A 19,036-nucleotide genomic window follows, 5' to 3' on the forward strand; every position below is an offset into this window, starting at 1 on the left:
GACTGCACAATCGAACACCCGTGAGGCTAGCGGCGTTGCGCCCCTGCTCGAAACCGGCGCCCGGCAGCCGCCCTGAGGGGCCGCCATCATGAGGCAGGCCCCGGATCCGCGACCGTTGTCGCGAAGCCGGGGCCTGTCGTCGGAGCGGGCGACGGGAATCGAACCCGCGTAGCCAGTTTGGAAGACTGGGGCTCTACCATTGAGCTACGCCCGCGTGCACGGATGCCGAAGCCCGTGCCGCCCCCGCATCGCTTGGCGAAGCCGGGGCGAGCACAGCCTACCGGGTCGGCTCGCCCGGATGCACACCCCCATGGCCGGGCCTGTCGATATTCCCGCGGAATCGACCAGGTGAGCATGTACGCTACGTGTCGTCGCAGCGGGGTGTGGCGCAGGTTGGTAGCGCGTCCGCTTTGGGAGCGGAAGGTCGTCGGTTCAAATCCGGTCACCCCGACGCTGTGCAGGGCCCCCCGTCCGCCGGACGGGGGGCGCTGCTGTCTGTGGCGGCCCGATCACCCACCGCAGCCGCCGTCGTCGCGTCCCTCCTGGTTTGTGGTACCGGTAGGATGGATCGCTGGAGACCGTATGTGTGGCATGCTCACCGTTCGGCCGTCCGAGGGCGAGGAGCACGCTCACCGTCCACTCGCGGGAGATGCCGCTCCGTGTGGCCCATCACCCGTCTCGCCGGCTGCCCAGCCACTGCAGGCCCCGCCGGCGGACAAACCGACCGCAAAGCCCCAAGGAGACCCAACCGTGAAGAGCGCCGTGGAGACTCTGAACCCGACCCGGGTTCGACTCACCGTCGAGGTGCCCTTCGAGGAGCTCAAGCCCAGCCTCGACGCGGCGTACAAGAAGATCAACCAGCAGGTCACGGTTCCGGGTTTCCGCAAGGGCAAGATCCCGGCTCGCGTCATCGACCAGCGCTTCGGCCGTGCGGCGGTGCTGGAGGAGGCCGTCAACGACGCCCTTCCGCGCTTCTACACGCAGGCCGTCGACGAGGGCAAGATCGAGGTCCTCGGCCAGCCCGAGATCACCGACATCGCCGGGGTGGAGAACCTCGGTGACGGCGGCGACCTGAAGTTCACCGCCGAGGTGGACATCCGCCCGGAGATCACCCTTCCCGAGTTCGGCGAGATCGAGGTCACCGTCGACCCCGTCGAGGTCACCGACGAGGACATCGACAAGTCGCTGGAGCAGCTGCGTGAGCGCTTCGGCTCGGTCAAGGACGTCGAGCGCGCCGCGGCCGCCGGCGACGTGGTGATCGTCGACCTGGAGGCCAAGGTCGACGGTGAGGTGCCGGAGGACGGCACCGCCACCGCCGTCTCCTACGAGATCGGCTCCGGCCGTCTGCTGGACGGCGTCGACGAGGCCGTGACCGGCCTGGAGGCCGGCGGCACCGCCACCTTCACCACCGAGCTCAAGGGTGGCACCCAGGCGGGCAAGGAGGCGGAGGTCACCGTCACCGTCACCACCGTCCAGGAGAAGGAGCTCCCCGCTCTGGACGACGAGTTCGCCCAGCTGGCGAGCGAGTTCGACACCCTGGACGAGCTGCGTGAGGACTCCCGCAAGCGGCTCGCCCGGATGAAGGAGTTCGACCAGGCCACCCAGGCCCAGGAGCGCGTCCTGGACGCGCTGCTGGAGAAGGTCGAGATGCCCTTCCCGGAGAAGCTGCTCGCGGACGAGATCGAGACCCGCAAGCACAACCTCGAGCACCACCAGCTCGCCCAGATGGGCCTGGACCTCGAGACCTGGCTGAAGACCCAGGACAAGTCGGTCGAGGACTTCGAGAAGGAGACCGAGGACCAGGCGAAGAAGGGCATCAAGACCCAGTTCGTCCTGGACCAGATCGCCTCCGACGAGGAGCTCTCCGTCAGCCAGGAGGAGCTCACCGAGCACCTCATCCGCCGCGCCGCCGGCTCGGGCCTCACCCCGGACCAGTTCGCGCAGCAGGTCGTCCAGGGCGGCCAGGTGCCGCTGCTGGTCGGCGAGGTCGTCCGCGGAAAGGCGCTGGCGCTGGTTGTCGAGGCCGCCAAGGTCGTCGACACCGAGGGCAACGTCGTGGACTTCGAGGACGACGAGGACGAGGTCGAGGCCGCCACCGAGGCCGTGGAGGCCGCCGAGGGCAAGGCCGACGAGGCCACCGAGGCCTGACCACCCCGGTAACCCCGGACCACACCCGCGGAGCCCGGGTGCGGCAGCAGTAGCTGCCGCACCCGGGCTCCGTGCTGTTCCGTCCGGGGTCCGCTGTTCCATCCGGGGGCCGGCATCCCGCCCGCCGGCCGTGCGCCCCCCGGGGCGCCGGGGGGCGCGTGTCCCGCCCGCGGCTGCCCGTGGAGCGCCATGGGCGCCCGGCCGCGCCCGCAGGCGGCCACGGGGCTGCCCGGCGGGCGCCGCGGGTGCCCGCCGCACCCGGGGCTTCCACCGGGTTTCCCCAGGCCTGTCACAGCCCGTACAGCCTGCGCTCACAGCGAACAGTTCTGCGTGGGGGATGGCCCGGCACTGGCCGCGCGTTAGGGTCCTTGAGAAGGAACAATCAGCACGGCAGACGCGCGGCGGCCGGCCAGCCGGTCGCCCGATTCAACTGAGCAGGTGGCTACGTGACGACTCCCCAGATCGCGACCCCGGGCCTCATGGCGCCCCGCGCCGCCGGTGACATTCCCGGTGTCGGCCTCGGCGACCAGGTGTACAACCGTCTGCTCGGCGAGCGCATCATCTTCCTGGGCCAGGCGGTGGACGACGACATCGCCAACAAGATCACCGCCCAGCTGCTGCTCCTGGCCGCTGACCCGGAAAAGGACATCTACCTCTACATCAACAGCCCCGGCGGCTCGGTCACCGCCGGCATGGCGATCTACGACACCATGCAGTACATCAAGAACGACGTGGTGACCATCGCCATGGGCCTGGCGGCCTCGATGGGGCAGTTCCTGCTGACGGCCGGCGCCAAGGGCAAGCGGTTCGCGCTGCCCAACGCCGAGATCCTGATGCACCAGCCCTCGGCGGGCCTGGGCGGCTCCGCGACCGACATCCGGATCCAGGCCGAGCAGCTGATCCGCACCAAGCACCGGATGGCGGAACTGATCGCCTACCACAGCGGTCAGTCCCTTGAGCAGATCACCAAGGACTCCGACCGTGACCGCTGGTTCTCCGCGGAGGCGGCGAAGGACTACGGCCTCATCGACGAGGTCATGCACCACGCCGCGGACGTCCCCGGCGGCGGTGGCACGGGCGCCTGAACCGCCCGGTAGCCGTTCCACGACGACAGTCCGCACACACGGAGGCCCAGAAACCATGAACATCCCCAGCCTGATGGGCGAGGCCCAGGAGCGCCTGCGCGCCGAGGGCCGCTACATCGTCCCCCGCTTCGTCGAGCGCACCTCGCAGGGCATCCGGGAGTACGACCCGTACGCCAAGCTCTTCGAGGAGCGGGTCATCTTCCTCGGCTCCCAGATCGACGACGTCTCGGCCAACGACATCATGGCCCAGCTGCTCTGCCTGGAGTCCATGGACCCGGACCGCGACATCTCCGTCTACATCAACTCGCCCGGTGGCTCCTTCACCGCGCTCACGGCGATCTACGACACCATGCAGTTCGTGAAGCCGGACATCTCCACCGTCTGCATGGGTCAGGCGGCCTCCGCCGCGGCCGTGCTGCTGGCGGCCGGCACCCCCGGCAAGCGGATGGCGCTGCCCAACGCGCGGGTGCTGATCCACCAGCCGTACACCGAGACCGGCCGCGGCCAGGTCTCCGACCTGGAGATCCAGGCCCGGGAGATCCTCCGGATGCGTGAGCAGCTGGAGACCCTGCTGGCCAAGCACTCCAAGAAGGAGATCGAGGAGATCCGCGAGGACATCGAGCGGGACAAGATCCTCACGGCCGAGGAGACCCTCGAGTACGGGCTCGTCGACCAGATCGTCTCCACCCGCAAGAGCTCCCTCATCGGCTGAGCGGAGCGGTGCCGAGGGGCTGCGGCCCCACCCCCGGTCTTCCGGGGGCGGGGCGCGGCCTGGCACCATCTGAGACCATGGGCGGTGCGCTGTGCATCCGCCCGGTGGCATCCGCCGTCCCAGGTTCCCTCGATCCCGGATTCGCCCAGGGCGTACGGCCAAGCTGCCGAAGACGGCCGATCGGCGGGCCCGACGGAGTACCGTCGGATACCAAGCACCAGGCTCCGACCCCCGCGGGGCCTTTGGCGAAGGGGAAGCACCTCGTGGCACGCATCGGAGACGGTGGCGACCTGCTCAAGTGCTCGTTCTGCGGCAAGTCCCAGAAGCAGGTGAAGAAGCTCATCGCCGGACCCGGCGTATACATCTGCGACGAGTGCATCGACCTCTGCAACGAGATCATCGAGGAGGAGCTCGCCGAGACCTCGGAAGTCCGTTTCGAGGAACTGCCGAAGCCGCGCGAGATCTACGAGTTCCTGGACCAGTACGTGGTCGGCCAGGACATCGCCAAGAAGTCGCTGTCGGTGGCCGTGTACAACCACTACAAGCGGGTGCAGGCGGGTGAGAACGGCCGCCACGGCGGTGCCGGTCGCGACCACGACGGCATCGAGCTGGCGAAGTCCAACATCCTGCTGCTGGGCCCCACCGGCTCCGGCAAGACGCTGTTGGCCCAGACGCTGGCCCGGATGCTCAATGTGCCGTTCGCCATCGCCGACGCCACCGCGCTCACCGAGGCCGGCTATGTCGGCGAGGACGTCGAGAACATCCTGCTCAAGCTGATCCAGGCGGCGGACTACGACGTCAAGAAGGCCGAGACCGGGATCATCTACATCGACGAGATCGACAAGGTCGCCCGCAAGAGCGAGAACCCGTCGATCACCCGCGATGTCTCCGGCGAGGGTGTGCAGCAGGCGCTGCTGAAGATCCTGGAGGGGACCACCGCCTCGGTGCCCCCGCAGGGCGGGCGCAAGCACCCGCACCAGGAGTTCATCCAGATCGACACCACCAATGTGCTCTTCATCGTCGGCGGCGCCTTCGCCGGCCTGGAGCGGATCATCGAGGGCCGGGCCGGCAAGAAGGGCATCGGCTTCGGCGCGACCATCCGCTCCAAGCACGAGATCGACTCCAGCGACCTCTTCCGCGAGGTCATGCCGGAGGACCTGGTGAAGTTCGGGATGATCCCCGAGTTCATCGGCCGGCTCCCGGTGATCACCTCGGTGCACAACCTGGACCGCGACGCCCTGCTGCAGATCCTCACCGAGCCCAAGAACGCGCTGGTGAAGCAGTACCGCCGGCTCTTCGAACTCGACGGTGTGGAGCTGGAGTTCTCCCGTGACGCGCTGGAGGCCATCGCCGACCAGGCCATCATGCGGGGCACCGGCGCCCGTGGACTGCGCGCGATCATGGAGGAGGTGCTGATGTCGGTGATGTACGAGGTGCCCTCCCGCAAGGATGTGGCCCGTGTGGTCGTCACCGGTGACGTCGTCTCCAAGCACGCCATCCCCACGCTGGTGCCGCGCGACATGATCAAGCGGGAGCGCCGCGAGAAGAGCGCCTGACCCGCAGCTGCTGCAGACGAAGGGGCCCCGCACCGGTCGGTGCGGGGCCCCTTCGCGTCGTGCCGGACGTCTGCCGGCCGGAGTCCTACTGGTCGTCGACCTCGGCGAGGGAGCGGAAGGCACGGATGCGTTCGGCCGTCGCCTCCAGGTCGCCGCCGTCCGGCCCCGTCCCGTCCAGCACCATGACCACGGTGCTGCCGTCCGACCAGGCGCACACCCCGATGGTGCGGACGCCCACCTCCAGCGGTGCGCACCTCAGGGAGCCGCCCAGCGGACCCGGATCCATGGTCCGGCGGGTGCCCAGCAGCCCGGCGCCGCCCGCGGTGACACCGTCGAGCCCGGAGTCCGGATTCCGCGCGGCATCGGGGATGCGGCCGTAGCCGCCCCAGACGGCGAACTGATGCGGGGCCGTGCCGTAGACCGCAGCCACGGGGGTGAACCTCCCCCGGACGCCGGTGAGCTCGTCCAACTGCGCGGCCATGTCGTCCCGGAGTGCCTGCTCCCGCTGCTCGTTCCCGCTGCGGCTCAGCCCCTGGAACTCCCTGGGCGGCGCCAGCTTGTGGGTGCCCGGGCCGGAGACCTTGTCGTACGCCAGACGGGCGAGGGCACCGCCGCCCGCCAGCACCAGGACGAGTGCCCCCGCACCTCCGATGAGCCACGGCTTGAGGGAGCGGCGCGGCGGGACGGGCGCGGCCCAGAGCGGCGGGTACCCCTGCGGGGCACCGTACGGCGGAGGCGGCACCGGGGCGCCCTGCGGCTGCCCATGGGCGGACGGTGGGGGCGCGACGGCATCCCCGTGCTGCGGCTGCGGGGCAGCCCAGGGGGACGGAGCGTCCGGTTGCTGGGACACGGCTGCGGTTCCCCGGGTCAGCGGTGCTTGACCATGCCGTCACGGATGGTGCGGGTCTGCTCCGCCGCCTGGTCCACGGTGAGGACCTGGGTCTGCCCGCCGTCGGGGGCCGCCACCGGGGTGAAGATCAGCGAGGCCAGGGTGGCGTGGTTCACCCAGTAGCAGATGGGCACCTCGGCCTTGGAGGTGCTCAGCATCCCGCATCGCAGCACCGCGCCGTCGTCGTTGGGGTCCTTGGCGGCGAAGTCCTGGAGCGGCTTGCTGTACCGCGTCTTCTTCTGCGCCAGCGCCGCCTCGTACTGCTTGCCGGCTGCCGCGGGGTCGGAGATCTTCCCATAGGCGCCGAGCAGTGCCAGCAGGGTGCGGGGGGTGCCGCCCAGATAGCTGTCGACGACCCCGGTCATCTCCTTGCCGTAGGAGCCGGCCTGGCTGTTGTCGACCGGCTGTTCACTGTGGCTGGTGGCGACATAGCCGCCGGGGAGGCTGGCGGAGGTGACGATGCGGTAGTTGCCCGCCATGGCGGCCCCGCTGTCGCCGCTGCCGCGGAAGAGCAGCGCGGCGCCCCCGCCGCCGACCGCGAGCACCGCCACCACGATGCCGATCACCAGACCGGTGCGGCGCTTACCGGACCGCCCCGGCTGCCCCGGCGAGGCCGGCGGGGGATAGCCGGGACCGCCGAACTGCTGCTGGGGCTGCTGGGGGTAGCCGGGCTGCGGGGGATAGCCCTGCTGCTGCGGGGGCTGCGGCTGGCCGTAGGGGTTGGGCTGCCCATAGGCGGGCGGGGGCGGCTGGGGGGTCCCGTACGGCTGCGGCGGCTGTCCATAGGGGGGCGCCGGCGGCTGGGGAGCGCCGTACGGAGGCTGCGGCGCGCCGTAGGGCTGCTGCGGGGGCGGGGGGTAGCCGGGGGATCCTCCGTAGGGCTGCTGCGGCGGCTGCCCCGGGGTCTGCGGATACTGCTGTCCCTGCCCGTACATCGGCTGTCTCCCCCGGCCGTCGGAGCGGCGCGTCCCGTCGCTTGGTCGTGGCGGCACGCTATCCCACCGCCGTCCTCCGCGTCGCGTGGCACCTGCGGTGCGTAATCGGCCGCCGCACATCCGTAAACTATGGGTCGTGACCGACATGACGAACCAGCGCCCCGAGGCCGACCAGCCCGGGGACCCTTCCCCTGCCTTCGGCGGGGAGGCCCCTAGCGCCGCCGCCACCCTGCCGACCCAGTACGCACCGGCCGAGGTAGAGGGGAAGCTGTACGAGCGCTGGGTAGCCGCGGGTTACTTCGAGGCGGACGCCGGGAGTGAGAAGCCCCCGTACACCATCGTCATCCCGCCGCCCAACGTCACCGGTTCGCTCCACCTGGGCCACGCCTTCCAGCACACGCTGATGGACGCCCTCACCCGCCGCAAGCGGATGCAGGGCTACGCCGCGCTGCTGTGGCTGCCCGGCATGGACCACGCCGGCATCGCCACCCAGAACAAGGTCGAGCAGCAGCTCGCCGAGGAGGGCCTCTCCCGGCACGACCTGGGCCGTGAGGCCTTCGTGGAGCGGGTGTGGCAGTGGAAGGAGGAGTACGGCGGCCGGATCCTCGGTCAGATGCGCCGCCTCGGCGACGGCGTGGACTGGAGCCGTGAGCGCTTCACCATGGACGAGGGCCTCTCCAAGGCCGTCCAGACCATCTTCAAGCGGCTCTTCGACGACGGTCTGATCTACCGCGCCGAGCGCATCATCAACTGGTGCCCGCGCTGCCTCACCGCCCTCTCCGACATCGAGGTCGAGCACGAGGAGAGCGCGGGCGAGCTGGTCTCCATCCGCTACGGCGACGGCGACGAGTCCATCGTGGTGGCGACGACCCGGGCCGAGACCATGCTCGGTGACACCGCCGTCGCGGTCCACCCGGACGACGAGCGCTATGCCCACCTGGTGGGCAGGACCATCGCGCTGCCGTTGACGGACCGTCGGATCCCGGTGGTGGCGGACACCCATGTCGACCCGGAGTTCGGCACCGGCGCGGTCAAGGTCACCCCGGCCCACGACCCCAACGACTTCGAGATCGGCCGCCGCCACGACCTGCCCGCCGTCACCATGATGGATGAGAACGCCAGGGTCACCGTGCACGGCCCGTTCCTCGGGCTGGACCGTTACGAGGCCCGGGACGCGGTGGTGGGCGCCCTGCGCGAGCAGGGGCGCATCGTCGCCGAGAAGCGCCCCTACATGCACGCCGTCGGCCACTGCTCCCGCTGCAAGACCACGGTGGAGCCCCGGCTCTCCATGCAGTGGTGGGTCAAGGTCGGCCCGCTGGCCCAGGCGGCCGGCGACGCGGTGCGCGACGGCCGGGTGCGCATCCACCCCGAGGAGATGTCCAAGCGCTACTTCGACTGGGTGGACAACATGTACGACTGGTGCATCTCGCGCCAGTTGTGGTGGGGCCACCGCATCCCGGTCTGGTACGGCCCGGACGGCGAGGTGGTCTGCGTCGGACCCGACGAGCAGCCGCCGTCCGGCGAGGGCTGGCACCAGGACCCGGACGTCCTGGACACCTGGTTCTCCTCCGGCCTGTGGCCGTTCTCCACCCTGGGCTGGCCGGAGACCACGCCGGACCTGGCGAAGTTCTACCCGACCGATGTGCTGCTGACCGGCCACGACATCATCTTCTTCTGGGTTGCCCGGATGATGATGTTCGGCCTGTACGCCATGGACGGCGTCGCACCGTTCCACACCATCGCGCTCACCGGCCTGGTCCGCGACCAGTTCGGCAAGAAGATGTCCAAGTCCTTTGGGAACGTGGTCGACCCGCTGGACTGGATGGACGCCTACGGCTCCGACGCGGTGCGCTTCACGCTGGCCCGCGGCGCCAACCCCGGCACCGATGTGCCGATCGGTGAGGACTGGGTGCAGGGGTCGCGAAACTTCTGCAACAAGATCTGGAACGCCACCCGCTTCGCGCTGATGAACGGCGCCACCGTGGACGGTCCGTTGCCGGAGCTGGAGGACCTCTCCGCAGCCGACCGTTGGATCCTCTCCCGGCTCAACGCCACCGTCGCCGAGGCGGACGCGTACTACGAGGACTACCAGTTCGCCAAGCTCTCCGACGCGCTGTTCCACTTCGCCTGGGACGAGGTCTTCGACTGGTACGTCGAGCTCTCCAAGACCACCCTGGCCAAGGGCGGCCCCGCGGCCGATGCCTCCCGCCGGGTGCTGGGCGAGGTGCTGGATGTGACGCTGCGGCTGCTGCACCCCGTGGTGCCGTTCGTCACCGACACCCTGTGGACGACCCTCACCGGCCGCGAGTCGGTGGTGGTCGCCGAGTGGCCGTCGGACCGGGGTTTCCGCGACCCGTCCGCGGAGGCGGAGATCGCCACCCTGCAGCAGCTGGTCACCGAGGTCCGGCGGTTCCGCGCCGACCAGGGTCTCAAGCCCGGCCAGCGGGTCCCGGCCAGCCTCGACCTGGACGGCACCCCGCTGACCGTCCACGAGGACGCCATCCGGGCGCTGCTGCGCCTCCAGCCGGCCGGTGACGGCTTCCACGCCACGGCCTCGCTGCCGGTGGCGGGCGCCACGGTCTCGCTGGACCTCTCCGGCGCGATCGATGTGGCCGCCGAGCGCAAGCGGCTGCAGAAGGACCTCTCCGTCGCGGAGAAGGAGGAGAAGCAGACGCAGGCCAAGCTGGGCAACGAGGGCTTCCTCGCCAAGGCGCCCGACGAGGTCGTGGCCAAGATCCGGGTGCGTCTGGAGGCCGCACAGGCCGACATCGCCCGGATCACCGCGCAGCTGGACCGGCTTCCGCAGGCCTGATCACCGGCCCCGCGGACGCGGGTACCGACCGCAGGCCGTCCCGTTCCCGGGGCGGCCTGCGGCGCACCCGGGGGCGGCACGGCACGGGCCCCGCGGCTCCGTAGACTGGAGGGGTGAGCGACAAGTCCCGCAAGACCCCCGACCGTCCCGCCGCCGACGACGCCCTCGCCGGGCTCCGCGAGGTGGAGGCCGAGCTGCTGAACCGCTGGCCGGAGAACAAGCTGGAGCCCTCGCTCACCCGCATCGCCCGGCTGATGGACATCCTGGGCCACCCGCAGCGCTCCTACCCGGCGATCCACATCACCGGGACCAACGGCAAGACCTCCACCGCCCGGATGGTGGAGCAGCTGCTGCTCGCCTTCGAACTGCGCACCGGCCGCTACACCAGCCCGCATGTGGAGTCCATCACCGAGCGGATCAGCCTGGACGGCGAACCGATCTCCCCCGAGCGCTTCGTGGAGACCTACCGCGACATCGCCCCGTACGTCGGCATGGTCGACGAGACGCAGCCGATCGCGCTCTCCTTCTTCGAGGTGATCACCGCCATGGCGTACGCGGCCTTCGCCGACGCCCCGGTGGACGCCGCCGTGGTCGAGGTGGGCATGGGCGGCTCCTGGGATGCGACCAATGTGGTGGACGCCGCGGTCGCGGTGATCACCCCGATCGCACTGGACCACACCGACAAGCTGGGCACCACACCGGGCGAGATCGCGGTGGAGAAGTCCGGGATCATCAAGGCGGGCGCCCTGGCGGTCGTCGCCCAGCAGCCGCTGGACGCAGCCGAGACCATCCTGCGCCGCGCGGTGGAGGTGGACGCCACGGTGGCCCGGGAGGGCATGGAGTTCGGTGTGCTCCACCGCGAGCTGGCGGTCGGCGGGCAGCTGGTGACCCTGCGCGGCCTGGGCGGCCACACCTACGAGGATGTCTTCCTGCCGCTGCACGGCGCCCACCAGGCGCAGAACGCGGCCCTGGCGCTGGCCGCCGTGGAGGCCTTCTTCGGCGTGGGCAGCGCGCACGGCGAGCCGCTGAACATCGACAAGGTGCGCCGGGCCTTCGCCGGCACCACCTCGCCGGGCCGTCTGGAGGTGGTCCGCCGCAGCCCCACCGTGCTGCTGGACGCGGCCCACAACCCGGCCGGCGCCCGGGCGACCGTGGAGGCGATCAGCGAGTCCTTCGGCTTCACCCGGCTGGTCGGGGTGATCGGCACCAGCGGCGACAAGGACGTCCGCGGGGTGCTGGAGGCCTTCGAGCCGATCCTGGCCGAGGTGGTGGTGACCCGGAACTCCACCCGCCGGGCCATGCCGGTGGACGAACTCGCCGCCCTGGCAGTCGAGGTGTTCGGCGCCGACCGGGTGCAGGTGGAGCCGCGGCTGGACGACGCCGTGGACGCCGCCGTGGCGCTCGCCGAGGAGGAGGGCGACCTGGGCGGGGCCGGTGTGCTGGTCACCGGCTCGGTCATCACCGTGGGCGAGGCCCGCATCCTGCTCGGCCGCAACCGGCACCGCAACTGAGAGGCCGTCAACCGTGCGCACCCTGTGCTCCTCCACCCTCATCGGCGAAGCCCTCGTCATCCTCTTCGCCGCGCTGGTCGCGATGCAGCTGTCCGACGTCCCGCACGGCTCCCTGTGGGCCGTCAGCGGCGTCGCCATGGCGCTCTGCGTACTGCTCTGCGGCATGCTGGGCCGCCGCGGCGGGGTGGCCCTCGGGTGGGCGCTGCAGGCCGGTCTGATCGCCAGTGGCCTGGTGGTCCCCGCCATGTACGGGCTGGGCGTGGTCTTCGCAGGTCTGTGGTGGTGCTCTGTGCACTACGGGAGGCGGATCGATGCGATCAAGGCTGCCCGTGCTCAGGCCGTCACCCAGGCCGGGTAACCTTCGCTGAAACCTTCCTGATACACGTTTTCTCTGGAGCCGCCCCGTGTCGCAGCGCACCCTTGTCCTCCTCAAGCCCGACTGTGTCCGCCGTGGTCTGATCGGTGAACTCACCAGCCGTATCGAGCGCAAGGCGGACTGGGCCATCACCGCGCTGGAGCTGCGCACCTTCGACCGGGCCACGCTGGAGCAGCACTACGCTGAGCACGTGGGCCGGCCGTTCTACGAGCCGCTGCTGGAGTTCATGACCTCCGGGCCGTCCGTCGTCATGATCGTCGAGGGCGAGCGGGTGATCGAGGGCATCCGCGCGCTGGCCGGGGCGACCGACCCGATCGCGGCCGGACCGGGGACCATCCGCGGTGACTTCGCCACCATCACCCGGGAGAACCTGATCCACGCCTCGGACTCCGAGGCCTCCGCCGAGCGTGAGATCAAGATTTTCTTCCCGACCCAGGCCTGACTCCGCACAACCTGGGTAACCGCGTATCACCAGGGGCGCGGGGAACCGCGCGACCGACCGTGCACCTCCTCGGGTGGCCGGTCGCGCGGTTCCCCGCGCCCCTGGACCATCCGCTCTCCGAGCCGGAATCATGATCCGTCGGAACGATCGTCCTACCTGGAACTGCGGGCACCGACACGGCGTCCCAATCCCTTGAGAAGACTCCTCACACACCGACAATGGGTGGACCGGTGTGCGTAGACGCCCCCGATGCGGGCGTGGCTACGATGGGGGACGGCTCGCGAGCTGCCCGCCCGGTGCGGCGACGCCGGTGACGCAGCATGTCGGCACGGCTGTCCAGCACCGCCTGCCACCCCCACCCTCGAGTTCGGGAAGGCCCCCTGAAACCCATGGCGAACAACATGTCGTTCATCGGCCGTGACATGGCTGTCGACCTCGGCACTGCCAACACGCTGGTGTACGTCAGGGGCCGGGGCATCGTCCTCAACGAACCCTCGGTCGTGGCGGTGAACACCAACACCGGCGGCATCCTCGCGGTGGGTGCCGAGGCCAAGAAGATGATCGGCCGGACCCCCGGCAACATCGTGGCCATCCGTCCGCTGAAGGACGGCGTGATCGCCGACTTCGAGATCACCGAGCGGATGCTCCGCTACTTCATCCTCAAGATCCACCGCCGCCGCTACCTCGCCCGCCCGCGGGTCGTGGTCTGCGTCCCCAGCGGCATCACCGGCGTCGAGCGCCGCGCCGTCATCGAGGCCTCCTCGCAGGCCGGTGCGCGCCAGGTGCACATCATCGAGGAGCCGATGGCCGCGGCGATCGGCGCCGGACTGCCGGTGCACGAGGCCACCGGCAACATGGTGGTCGACATCGGCGGCGGCACCACCGAGGTCGCCGTGATCTCGCTGGGCGGCATCGTCACCGCGCAGTCCATCCGGGTCGCCGGCGACGAGCTCGACAACGCCATCGTCCAGCACATCAAGAAGGAGTACTCGCTGCTGCTGGGCGAGCGCAGCGCCGAGCAGATCAAGATGTCCATCGGCTCCGCCTACGGCAGCGAGCTGGAAAAGGAAGAGCACGCCGAGATCCGCGGCCGCGACCTGGTCAGCGGTCTCCCCAAGACCGTGGTGATCTCCGCGGCGGAGGTCCGGACGGCCATCGACGAGCCGGTGAACTCCATCATCGACGCGGTGAAGACCACCCTGGACCAGTGCCCGCCCGAGCTGGCCGGCGACATCATGGACCGCGGCATCGTCCTCACCGGCGGCGGCGCCCTGCTGCGCGGCCTGGACGAGCGGCTGCGCCGCGAGACCGGCATGCCGATCCACATCGCGGAGAACCCGCTGGACTCGGTGGCGCTCGGCTCCGGCAAGTGCGTCGAGGAGTTCGAGGCACTCCAGCAGGTCCTGGACTCGCAGCCGCGTCGCTAGCCCAAACCGGTGGTGACCGCCGGCCGAGCCCCAGGGCCCCGGCGGCGCCCCGGGCCGACCCGAGAGACGAAGGGCTCGTCCGAGCACCGTGAGGGACACACGAGAGAGCCGGCTGCTGCTCATCCTGCTGGTGGCCATCGCCTTCGCCCTGATCACCGTCGACATCCGCAGCGGTGACGACTCACCGCTGAACGGTGCCCGCGACGCCACCTCGACCGTGCTCGGCCCGGTCGAGAAGGCCGTGGCCTCCGCCGTCAACCCGGTGGCCGATGGTGTCAGGGCGGTCCGTGACGCGGGTTCCCACCAGAACCGCATCCACGCCCTGGAGCGACAGAACGCCGTCCTCAAGCAGCGGCTGGCCTCCTCCGACATGGCCGGCAGCAGGGTCAAGCAGCTGGACAGCCTGCTGAAGACGGCCGGCTCCGGCCAGTACGCCATCAAAGCCGCCCAGGTCATCGCCATAGGAGCAGCCCAGGGCTTCTCCTGGACCATCACCATCGACGCCGGCAGCGACGACGGAGTCGCCCGCGACATGACCGTCATCAACGGCGACGGCCTGGTCGGACGGGTCACCACCGTCGGCCACACCACCGCGACCGTACTGCTCGCCTCGGACCCCGACTTCACCGTCGGCACCCGTCTCGAGGGCAGCGACGAGATCGGCTTCGCCACCGGCCAGGGCACCCGCCAGATGAAGGTCCAGCTGCTCAACGGCCGCGCCCAGGTCAAGCGCGGCGACCGGCTGGTGACCTTCGGCTCCCAGAAGGGCCGACCCTTCGTCCCCGGTGTGCCGGTCGGCACCGTCTCCTATGTGGAGCCCACCCCGGGCGAGCTCACCAAGACCGTCATGGTGCAGCCCTTCGTCTCCTTCACCAAACTGGACCTGGTCGGTGTGGTCGTCGAGGAGCCGCGCACCGACCCCCGTGACACGGTGCTGCCCCCCAGGCCCAAGGTGGCCCCGACAACCCCGGCGACCAAGCCCAAGTCCGTCGCCACCACGAAGAAGAAGGGCTGACGATGCGCCTCAACCGCGTACTGATCCCCGCAGTCCTCATCGTGGTGGCCCTGGTGCTCCAGGTCAGCGTGCTGGCCCGGCTCCAGCTGCCCGGCGCCGTCCCCGATCTGCTGCTGCTGGTGGTGCTCGGCCTCGGACTGGTCTACGGACCCGTCGGCGGCTGCATCGTGGGCTTCGCCGCCGGTCTGCTCGCCGATCTGGCGCCGCCCTCCGACCACGCCATCGGCCGCTACGCCCTGGTGCTCTGCATCCTCGGCTACGCCGCCGGACTGGCCCGTCCGGAGAGCCGCCGGCTGAAGTCGGTCACCGGCCCGCTGCTGATCGTCGCCGTCGCGGCGGTCGCCTCCACCCTGCTGTACGCAGCCGTGGGCGCGCTGGTGGGGGACACCGCCGCCCGCCACGTCGGCCTTGTCGGGCTGATCCTCACCGCCCTGGTCTACGACGTGCTGCTGGCACCCTTCGTGGTGCCCGGGGTGATGGCGCTGGCCCGCCGCGGCGCCCCCGACCAGGTGGTCACCACCGGCAGCGGCGTCGGCGGCTCCGCGCTCGGCACCGTGTCCGGCTACGCCCGGTCCGCCTCGTACGGCAAACGCAAGGGCCGGTCGCCCGGCCTCGCCAAGCGCCCGTGAACACCACCGCAGCAATCCTCCGCACCCACCTACAGGAGCGTTGAGTGACCAACATCCCGGAGACCGGCCGCACCCGGCGGGTGACGATCCGTCTGGTGGTGCTCCAGGTCCTGGTGCTGTCCCTGCTGGGGACCCTTGGCGGCCGCCTCTGGTACCTGCAGATCCGCAACGGCCAGGAGTACACCGCCGCCGCCTCGCAGAACCACATCCGCGAGGTGGTCGAGCCCGCGGTCCGCGGTGAGATCCTGGACGCCGACGGGCGGGTGCTGGCCGGCAACACCACCAAGCTCGTGGTCTCCGTCAGCCGCACCGCGCTGCTCCAGCAGAAGGACGGCGGCAAGGCGGTGCTGGCCCGGCTGGCCGGTGTGCTCGGCATGTCCGCGCAGGACGTCCACGACAAGGTGCGGCTCTGCAACGCGCAGACACCCAAGCCCTGCTGGAACGGCTCGCCCTACCAGCCGATCCCGGTCACCACGGACGCCACCACGCAGCAGGCCATGCAGATAATGGAACGCCGCGAGGACTTCCCCGGAGTCACCGCCCAGCCGACCGCACTGCGCCAGTACCCGGCCCCGGCGGGCGCCAACGCCGCCCAGGTCCTCGGCTACCTCTCGCCGGTCACCGACGAGGAGGTCAAGAAGTCCCAGACCAGGACCGGCCGGGAGAAGTACCAGCCCGCCGACCAGATCGGCCGGGCCGGCCTGGAGTCGGTCTACGACGACGACCTGCGCGGCACCCCGGCGTCAACCGGCTGGAGGTCGACAACCTCGGCCGAGTGATCGGCAGCGCGGGCACCACCCCGGCCGTCCCCGGGAACAACGTGGTCACCAGCATCGACGCCAGGGTGCAGAGCCTGGTGGAGAAGCAGCTGCTGGACGCCATGAAGGAAGCCCGCAAGGTCTACGACACCAACAGCCACAGCTTCTACAAGGCGGACTCCGGCGCCGCGGTCGTCATGGACGTGCACACCGGCCGGGTCATCGCCATGGCGAGCGCGCCCAGCTACGACCCCAACCTCTGGGTCGGCGGCATCTCCGCCAAGGACTACCGGAACCTCACCGAGAAGAAGTCCAACTACCCCCTGCTCAACCGCGCCATCCAGGGCCTCTCGGCGCCCGGCTCGACCTTCAAGGTGGTCTCCACCTCGGCGGCGGTCCAGGCCGGCTACTCCCTGAACGGGCACTACCTCTGCTCCCCGGCCATGGTCATCGGCGGCAGGACCTTCAAGAACTTCGAGGGTGAGAGCTTCGGCCCGATCACCCTGGAGAAGGCGCTGGAGGTCTCCTGCGACACCGTCTTCTACGGCATCTCCTACGACCAGTGGCTGAAGGACGGCGGCATCAAGCCCAAGCACCCCAAGGACTGGTTCTACAAGACGGCGCACCAGTTCGGCCTGGGTGCCAAGACCGGCATCGACCTGCCCGCCGAGGTCCCGGGCCGCATCCCGGACCGCAAGTGGAAGCAGGACTACTACGACGCCAACCACGAGGCCTGGTGTGCGCTCAAGAACAGCCCCAAGACCGACCTGCCCACCCAGATCGCCAAGGAGAACTGCGTCGACGGCTATATGATGCGCGCCGGTGACTCGGTCAACTACGCCATCGGGCAGGGCGACACCCTGGTCACCCCCATCCAGATGGCCCGCATCTACTCGGCGCTCGCCAACGGCGGCACCCTCTACCAGCCCGCCCTCGCCAAGGCCGTCCTCGGCCCCGACGGCAAGCTGGTGCGCAACATCAAGCCGGTGGTCGACGGCAAGCTCCCCGACAGCAAGCAGACCCTGGCGTACATCAACCAGGCCACCGCGGGCGTCATCACCGAGGGCACCGCCGCCTGGAAGTTCACCAGCGCCGGCTGGCCGCAGGACAAGATCCAGCTGCACGCCAAGACCGGTACCGCCGAGGTCGCAGGCAAGCAGACCACCTCGTGGCTGGACACCTACAGCGACGACTACGCGGTCGTCATGACCATCTCCCAGGGCGGCACCGGCTCCGGCGGTTCGGGTGACGCCATCCGCAAGATCTACGAGGGCCTGTACGGCGTCAAGGACGGCAAGGTCGACCCCAAGCTGGCGCTGCTGCCCAAGCCCCAGTCCTCGCTGCCGAAGTTCAACCCCGACGGCAGCGCCGTGGTGAAGACCGCGTACACCACCCCCGCCGACACCTTCGTCTCCCCGGCGGACGGCGTCACCAGCGGCGGCGGCCTCGCCGGAACCGCGGCCCTGCCCCCCTACCGCAATGAACTGTGGGCCGATCCCCGGCAGCCCAGGAGCCTCGCATGAGCGGCCTCTCCTCGTCCTACCGCGCCATCAGGCTCGCCCCCCGGCGCAACGCCGTCCAGCGGCTGCTGCACCGCGACTCCCCGCTGCGCCGGATGGACTGGGTGATGCTGCTCTGCGCCCTGGCGCTCTCCCTGGGCAGCTCGCTGCTGGTCTGGTCGGCGACCCGTAACCGCACCGACCTCAACCACGGCGACCCCGAGTACTTCCTCCTGCGCCACCTGGTCAATCTGCTGATCGGCCTGGCCCTCTTCGGAGCGGTGATCGGGATAGGGCATCTGCGGCTGCGCACGGCCGTGCCGTTCCTCTATGTGCTGTCGCTGCTGGTACTGCTCTCGGTGCTCACCCCGCTCGGCGCGACCATCAACGGCAACCGCAACTGGATCGTGCTGGGCGGAGGCTTCTCCATCCAGCCGTCCGAGTTCGCCAAGGTGACCATCATCCTCGGCATGGCGGTACTGCTGTCGGCACGGGTGGACGCGGGGGAGCGGGAGACCCCCGACCACCGCACCGTGCTCCAGGCCCTGGTCCTCGCCGCGATCCCGATGGGCATCATCATGATGATGCCCGACCTGGGCTCGGTGATGGTGATGGTGGTCATCGTGCTCGGCGTACTCCTCGCCTCCGGGGCACCCAACCGCTGGGTGCTCGGACTGATCTCCGCCGGCGTCGGCGGAGCACTCGCGGTGTGGCGGCTGAAACTGCTGAGCCAGTACCAGATCGACCGCTTCGCCGCCTTCGCCAACCCCGCACTGGACCCGGCCGGCGTCGGCTACAACACCAACCAGGCCAGGATCGCCATCGGCTCCGGCGGTCTGCTGGGCAAGGGACTCTTCCACGGCACCCAGACCACCGGCCAGTTCGTCCCCGAGCAGCAGACCGACTTCATCTTCACCGTCGCCGGTGAGGAGCTGGGGTTCGTCGGGGCCGGGCTGATCCTGCTGCTGCTCGGTGTCGTCATGTGGCGGGCCTGCCGTATCGCCCGCCAGGCCGGCGACCTCTACGGGACCGTGGTGGCCGCCGGGGTCGTCGCCTGGTTCGCCTTCCAGGCCTTCGAGAACGTCGGAATGACCCTCGGCATCATGCCGGTGGCCGGTCTGCCGCTGCCGTTCGTCAGCTACGGCGGCTCATCGATGTTCGCCGTCTGGATCGGCATCGGGCTGCTCCAGTCGGTACGCATGCAGCGGCCCCTCTCCGCCTGACACGCCCCAGCCGCCCCTC

Annotated in this window: 14 protein-coding genes, 2 tRNA genes and 1 pseudogene; 14 read left to right on the forward strand and 3 right to left on the reverse strand. The window is 70.2% G+C overall.

The window, feature by feature from the left end; translation table 11 throughout:
- Nucleotides 1-143 precede the first annotated feature (143 nt).
- Nucleotides 144-214 (reverse strand) — tRNA-Gly (locus tag AB0761_RS25270).
- 163 nt (nucleotides 215-377) lie between these two features.
- On the opposite strand from AB0761_RS25270, the gene AB0761_RS25275 reads away from it, so the two are divergent.
- From AB0761_RS25275 to clpX, 5 genes are all read left to right on the forward strand, one after another.
- Nucleotides 378-451, forward strand: a tRNA-Pro gene (locus tag AB0761_RS25275).
- A gap of 299 nt (nucleotides 452-750) precedes the next feature.
- On the forward strand, nucleotides 751-2,148 hold the full coding sequence (tig, locus tag AB0761_RS25280) for a trigger factor (RefSeq protein WP_377271445.1): 1,398 nt from the start codon (nucleotides 751-753) through the stop codon (nucleotides 2,146-2,148).
- A gap of 479 nt (nucleotides 2,149-2,627) precedes the next feature.
- Complete coding sequence (locus tag AB0761_RS25285; protein WP_377274315.1) at nucleotides 2,628-3,233, forward strand: ATP-dependent Clp protease proteolytic subunit; 606 nt, start codon at nucleotides 2,628-2,630, stop codon at nucleotides 3,231-3,233.
- 55 nt (nucleotides 3,234-3,288) lie between these two features.
- Nucleotides 3,289-3,945, forward strand: coding sequence for an ATP-dependent Clp protease proteolytic subunit (locus AB0761_RS25290; RefSeq protein ID WP_055588367.1), 657 nt, complete (start codon nucleotides 3,289-3,291; stop codon nucleotides 3,943-3,945).
- 263 nt (nucleotides 3,946-4,208) lie between these two features.
- Nucleotides 4,209-5,501, forward strand: a complete 1,293-nt coding sequence (clpX, locus tag AB0761_RS25295; protein WP_377271446.1) for an ATP-dependent Clp protease ATP-binding subunit ClpX — start codon at nucleotides 4,209-4,211, stop codon at nucleotides 5,499-5,501.
- Nucleotides 5,502-5,586: 85 nt separating this feature from the next.
- Here clpX and AB0761_RS25300 read toward each other — a convergent pair whose 3' ends face one another.
- Together AB0761_RS25300 and AB0761_RS25305 are read right to left on the reverse strand one after the other, a co-directional pair.
- Nucleotides 5,587-6,351, reverse strand: a complete 765-nt coding sequence (locus AB0761_RS25300; RefSeq protein ID WP_377271447.1) for a hypothetical protein — start codon at nucleotides 6,349-6,351, stop codon at nucleotides 5,587-5,589.
- Between the two features lie 17 nt (nucleotides 6,352-6,368).
- Nucleotides 6,369-7,325 (reverse strand): hypothetical protein, encoded by a 957-nt coding sequence (locus tag AB0761_RS25305; protein WP_377271448.1) that lies wholly within the window; start codon nucleotides 7,323-7,325, stop codon nucleotides 6,369-6,371.
- A 136-nt stretch (nucleotides 7,326-7,461) separates the two neighbouring features.
- On the opposite strand from AB0761_RS25305, the gene AB0761_RS25310 reads away from it, so the two are divergent.
- The 9 genes and pseudogenes from AB0761_RS25310 to rodA all read left to right on the forward strand — a co-directional run bounded on the left by AB0761_RS25310 (nucleotide 7,462) and on the right by rodA (nucleotide 19,017).
- Nucleotides 7,462-10,137, forward strand: a complete 2,676-nt coding sequence (locus AB0761_RS25310) for a valine--tRNA ligase (protein WP_377271449.1) — start codon at nucleotides 7,462-7,464, stop codon at nucleotides 10,135-10,137.
- A 113-nt stretch (nucleotides 10,138-10,250) separates the two neighbouring features.
- Nucleotides 10,251-11,648 (forward strand): bifunctional folylpolyglutamate synthase/dihydrofolate synthase, encoded by a 1,398-nt coding sequence (locus tag AB0761_RS25315; RefSeq protein WP_377271450.1) that lies wholly within the window; start codon nucleotides 10,251-10,253, stop codon nucleotides 11,646-11,648.
- A 13-nt stretch (nucleotides 11,649-11,661) separates the two neighbouring features.
- Complete coding sequence (locus tag AB0761_RS25320) at nucleotides 11,662-12,006, forward strand: DUF4233 domain-containing protein (RefSeq protein ID WP_377271451.1); 345 nt, start codon at nucleotides 11,662-11,664, stop codon at nucleotides 12,004-12,006.
- Between the two features lie 46 nt (nucleotides 12,007-12,052).
- Entirely contained in the window at nucleotides 12,053-12,466 is a 414-nt protein-coding gene (gene ndk, locus AB0761_RS25325; protein ID WP_377271452.1) for a nucleoside-diphosphate kinase, read from the forward strand.
- A 401-nt stretch (nucleotides 12,467-12,867) separates the two neighbouring features.
- The gene (locus AB0761_RS25330; RefSeq protein ID WP_055588380.1) at nucleotides 12,868-13,893 is read left to right on the forward strand and encodes a rod shape-determining protein; all 1,026 of its coding nucleotides are present in this window, start codon (nucleotides 12,868-12,870) and stop codon (nucleotides 13,891-13,893) included.
- An 88-nt stretch (nucleotides 13,894-13,981) separates the two neighbouring features.
- Nucleotides 13,982-14,908, forward strand: a complete 927-nt coding sequence (gene mreC / locus AB0761_RS25335; protein WP_377271453.1) for a rod shape-determining protein MreC — start codon at nucleotides 13,982-13,984, stop codon at nucleotides 14,906-14,908.
- Between the two features lie 2 nt (nucleotides 14,909-14,910).
- Nucleotides 14,911-15,537, forward strand: coding sequence for a rod shape-determining protein MreD (gene mreD, locus AB0761_RS25340; RefSeq protein WP_377271454.1), 627 nt, complete (start codon nucleotides 14,911-14,913; stop codon nucleotides 15,535-15,537).
- 44 nt (nucleotides 15,538-15,581) lie between these two features.
- A pseudogene (mrdA, locus tag AB0761_RS25345) lies at nucleotides 15,582-17,818 on the forward strand (penicillin-binding protein 2).
- Entirely contained in the window at nucleotides 17,815-19,017 is a 1,203-nt protein-coding gene (gene rodA / locus AB0761_RS25350; RefSeq protein ID WP_377271455.1) for a rod shape-determining protein RodA, read from the forward strand. The pseudogene mrdA and the gene rodA overlap by 4 nt, the downstream one beginning before the upstream one ends.
- Nucleotides 19,018-19,036: the final 19 nt, after the last annotated feature.

The organism is Peterkaempfera podocarpi (genome assembly GCF_042466665.1).
GTDB lineage: Bacteria > Actinomycetota > Actinomycetes > Streptomycetales > Streptomycetaceae > Peterkaempfera > Peterkaempfera podocarpi.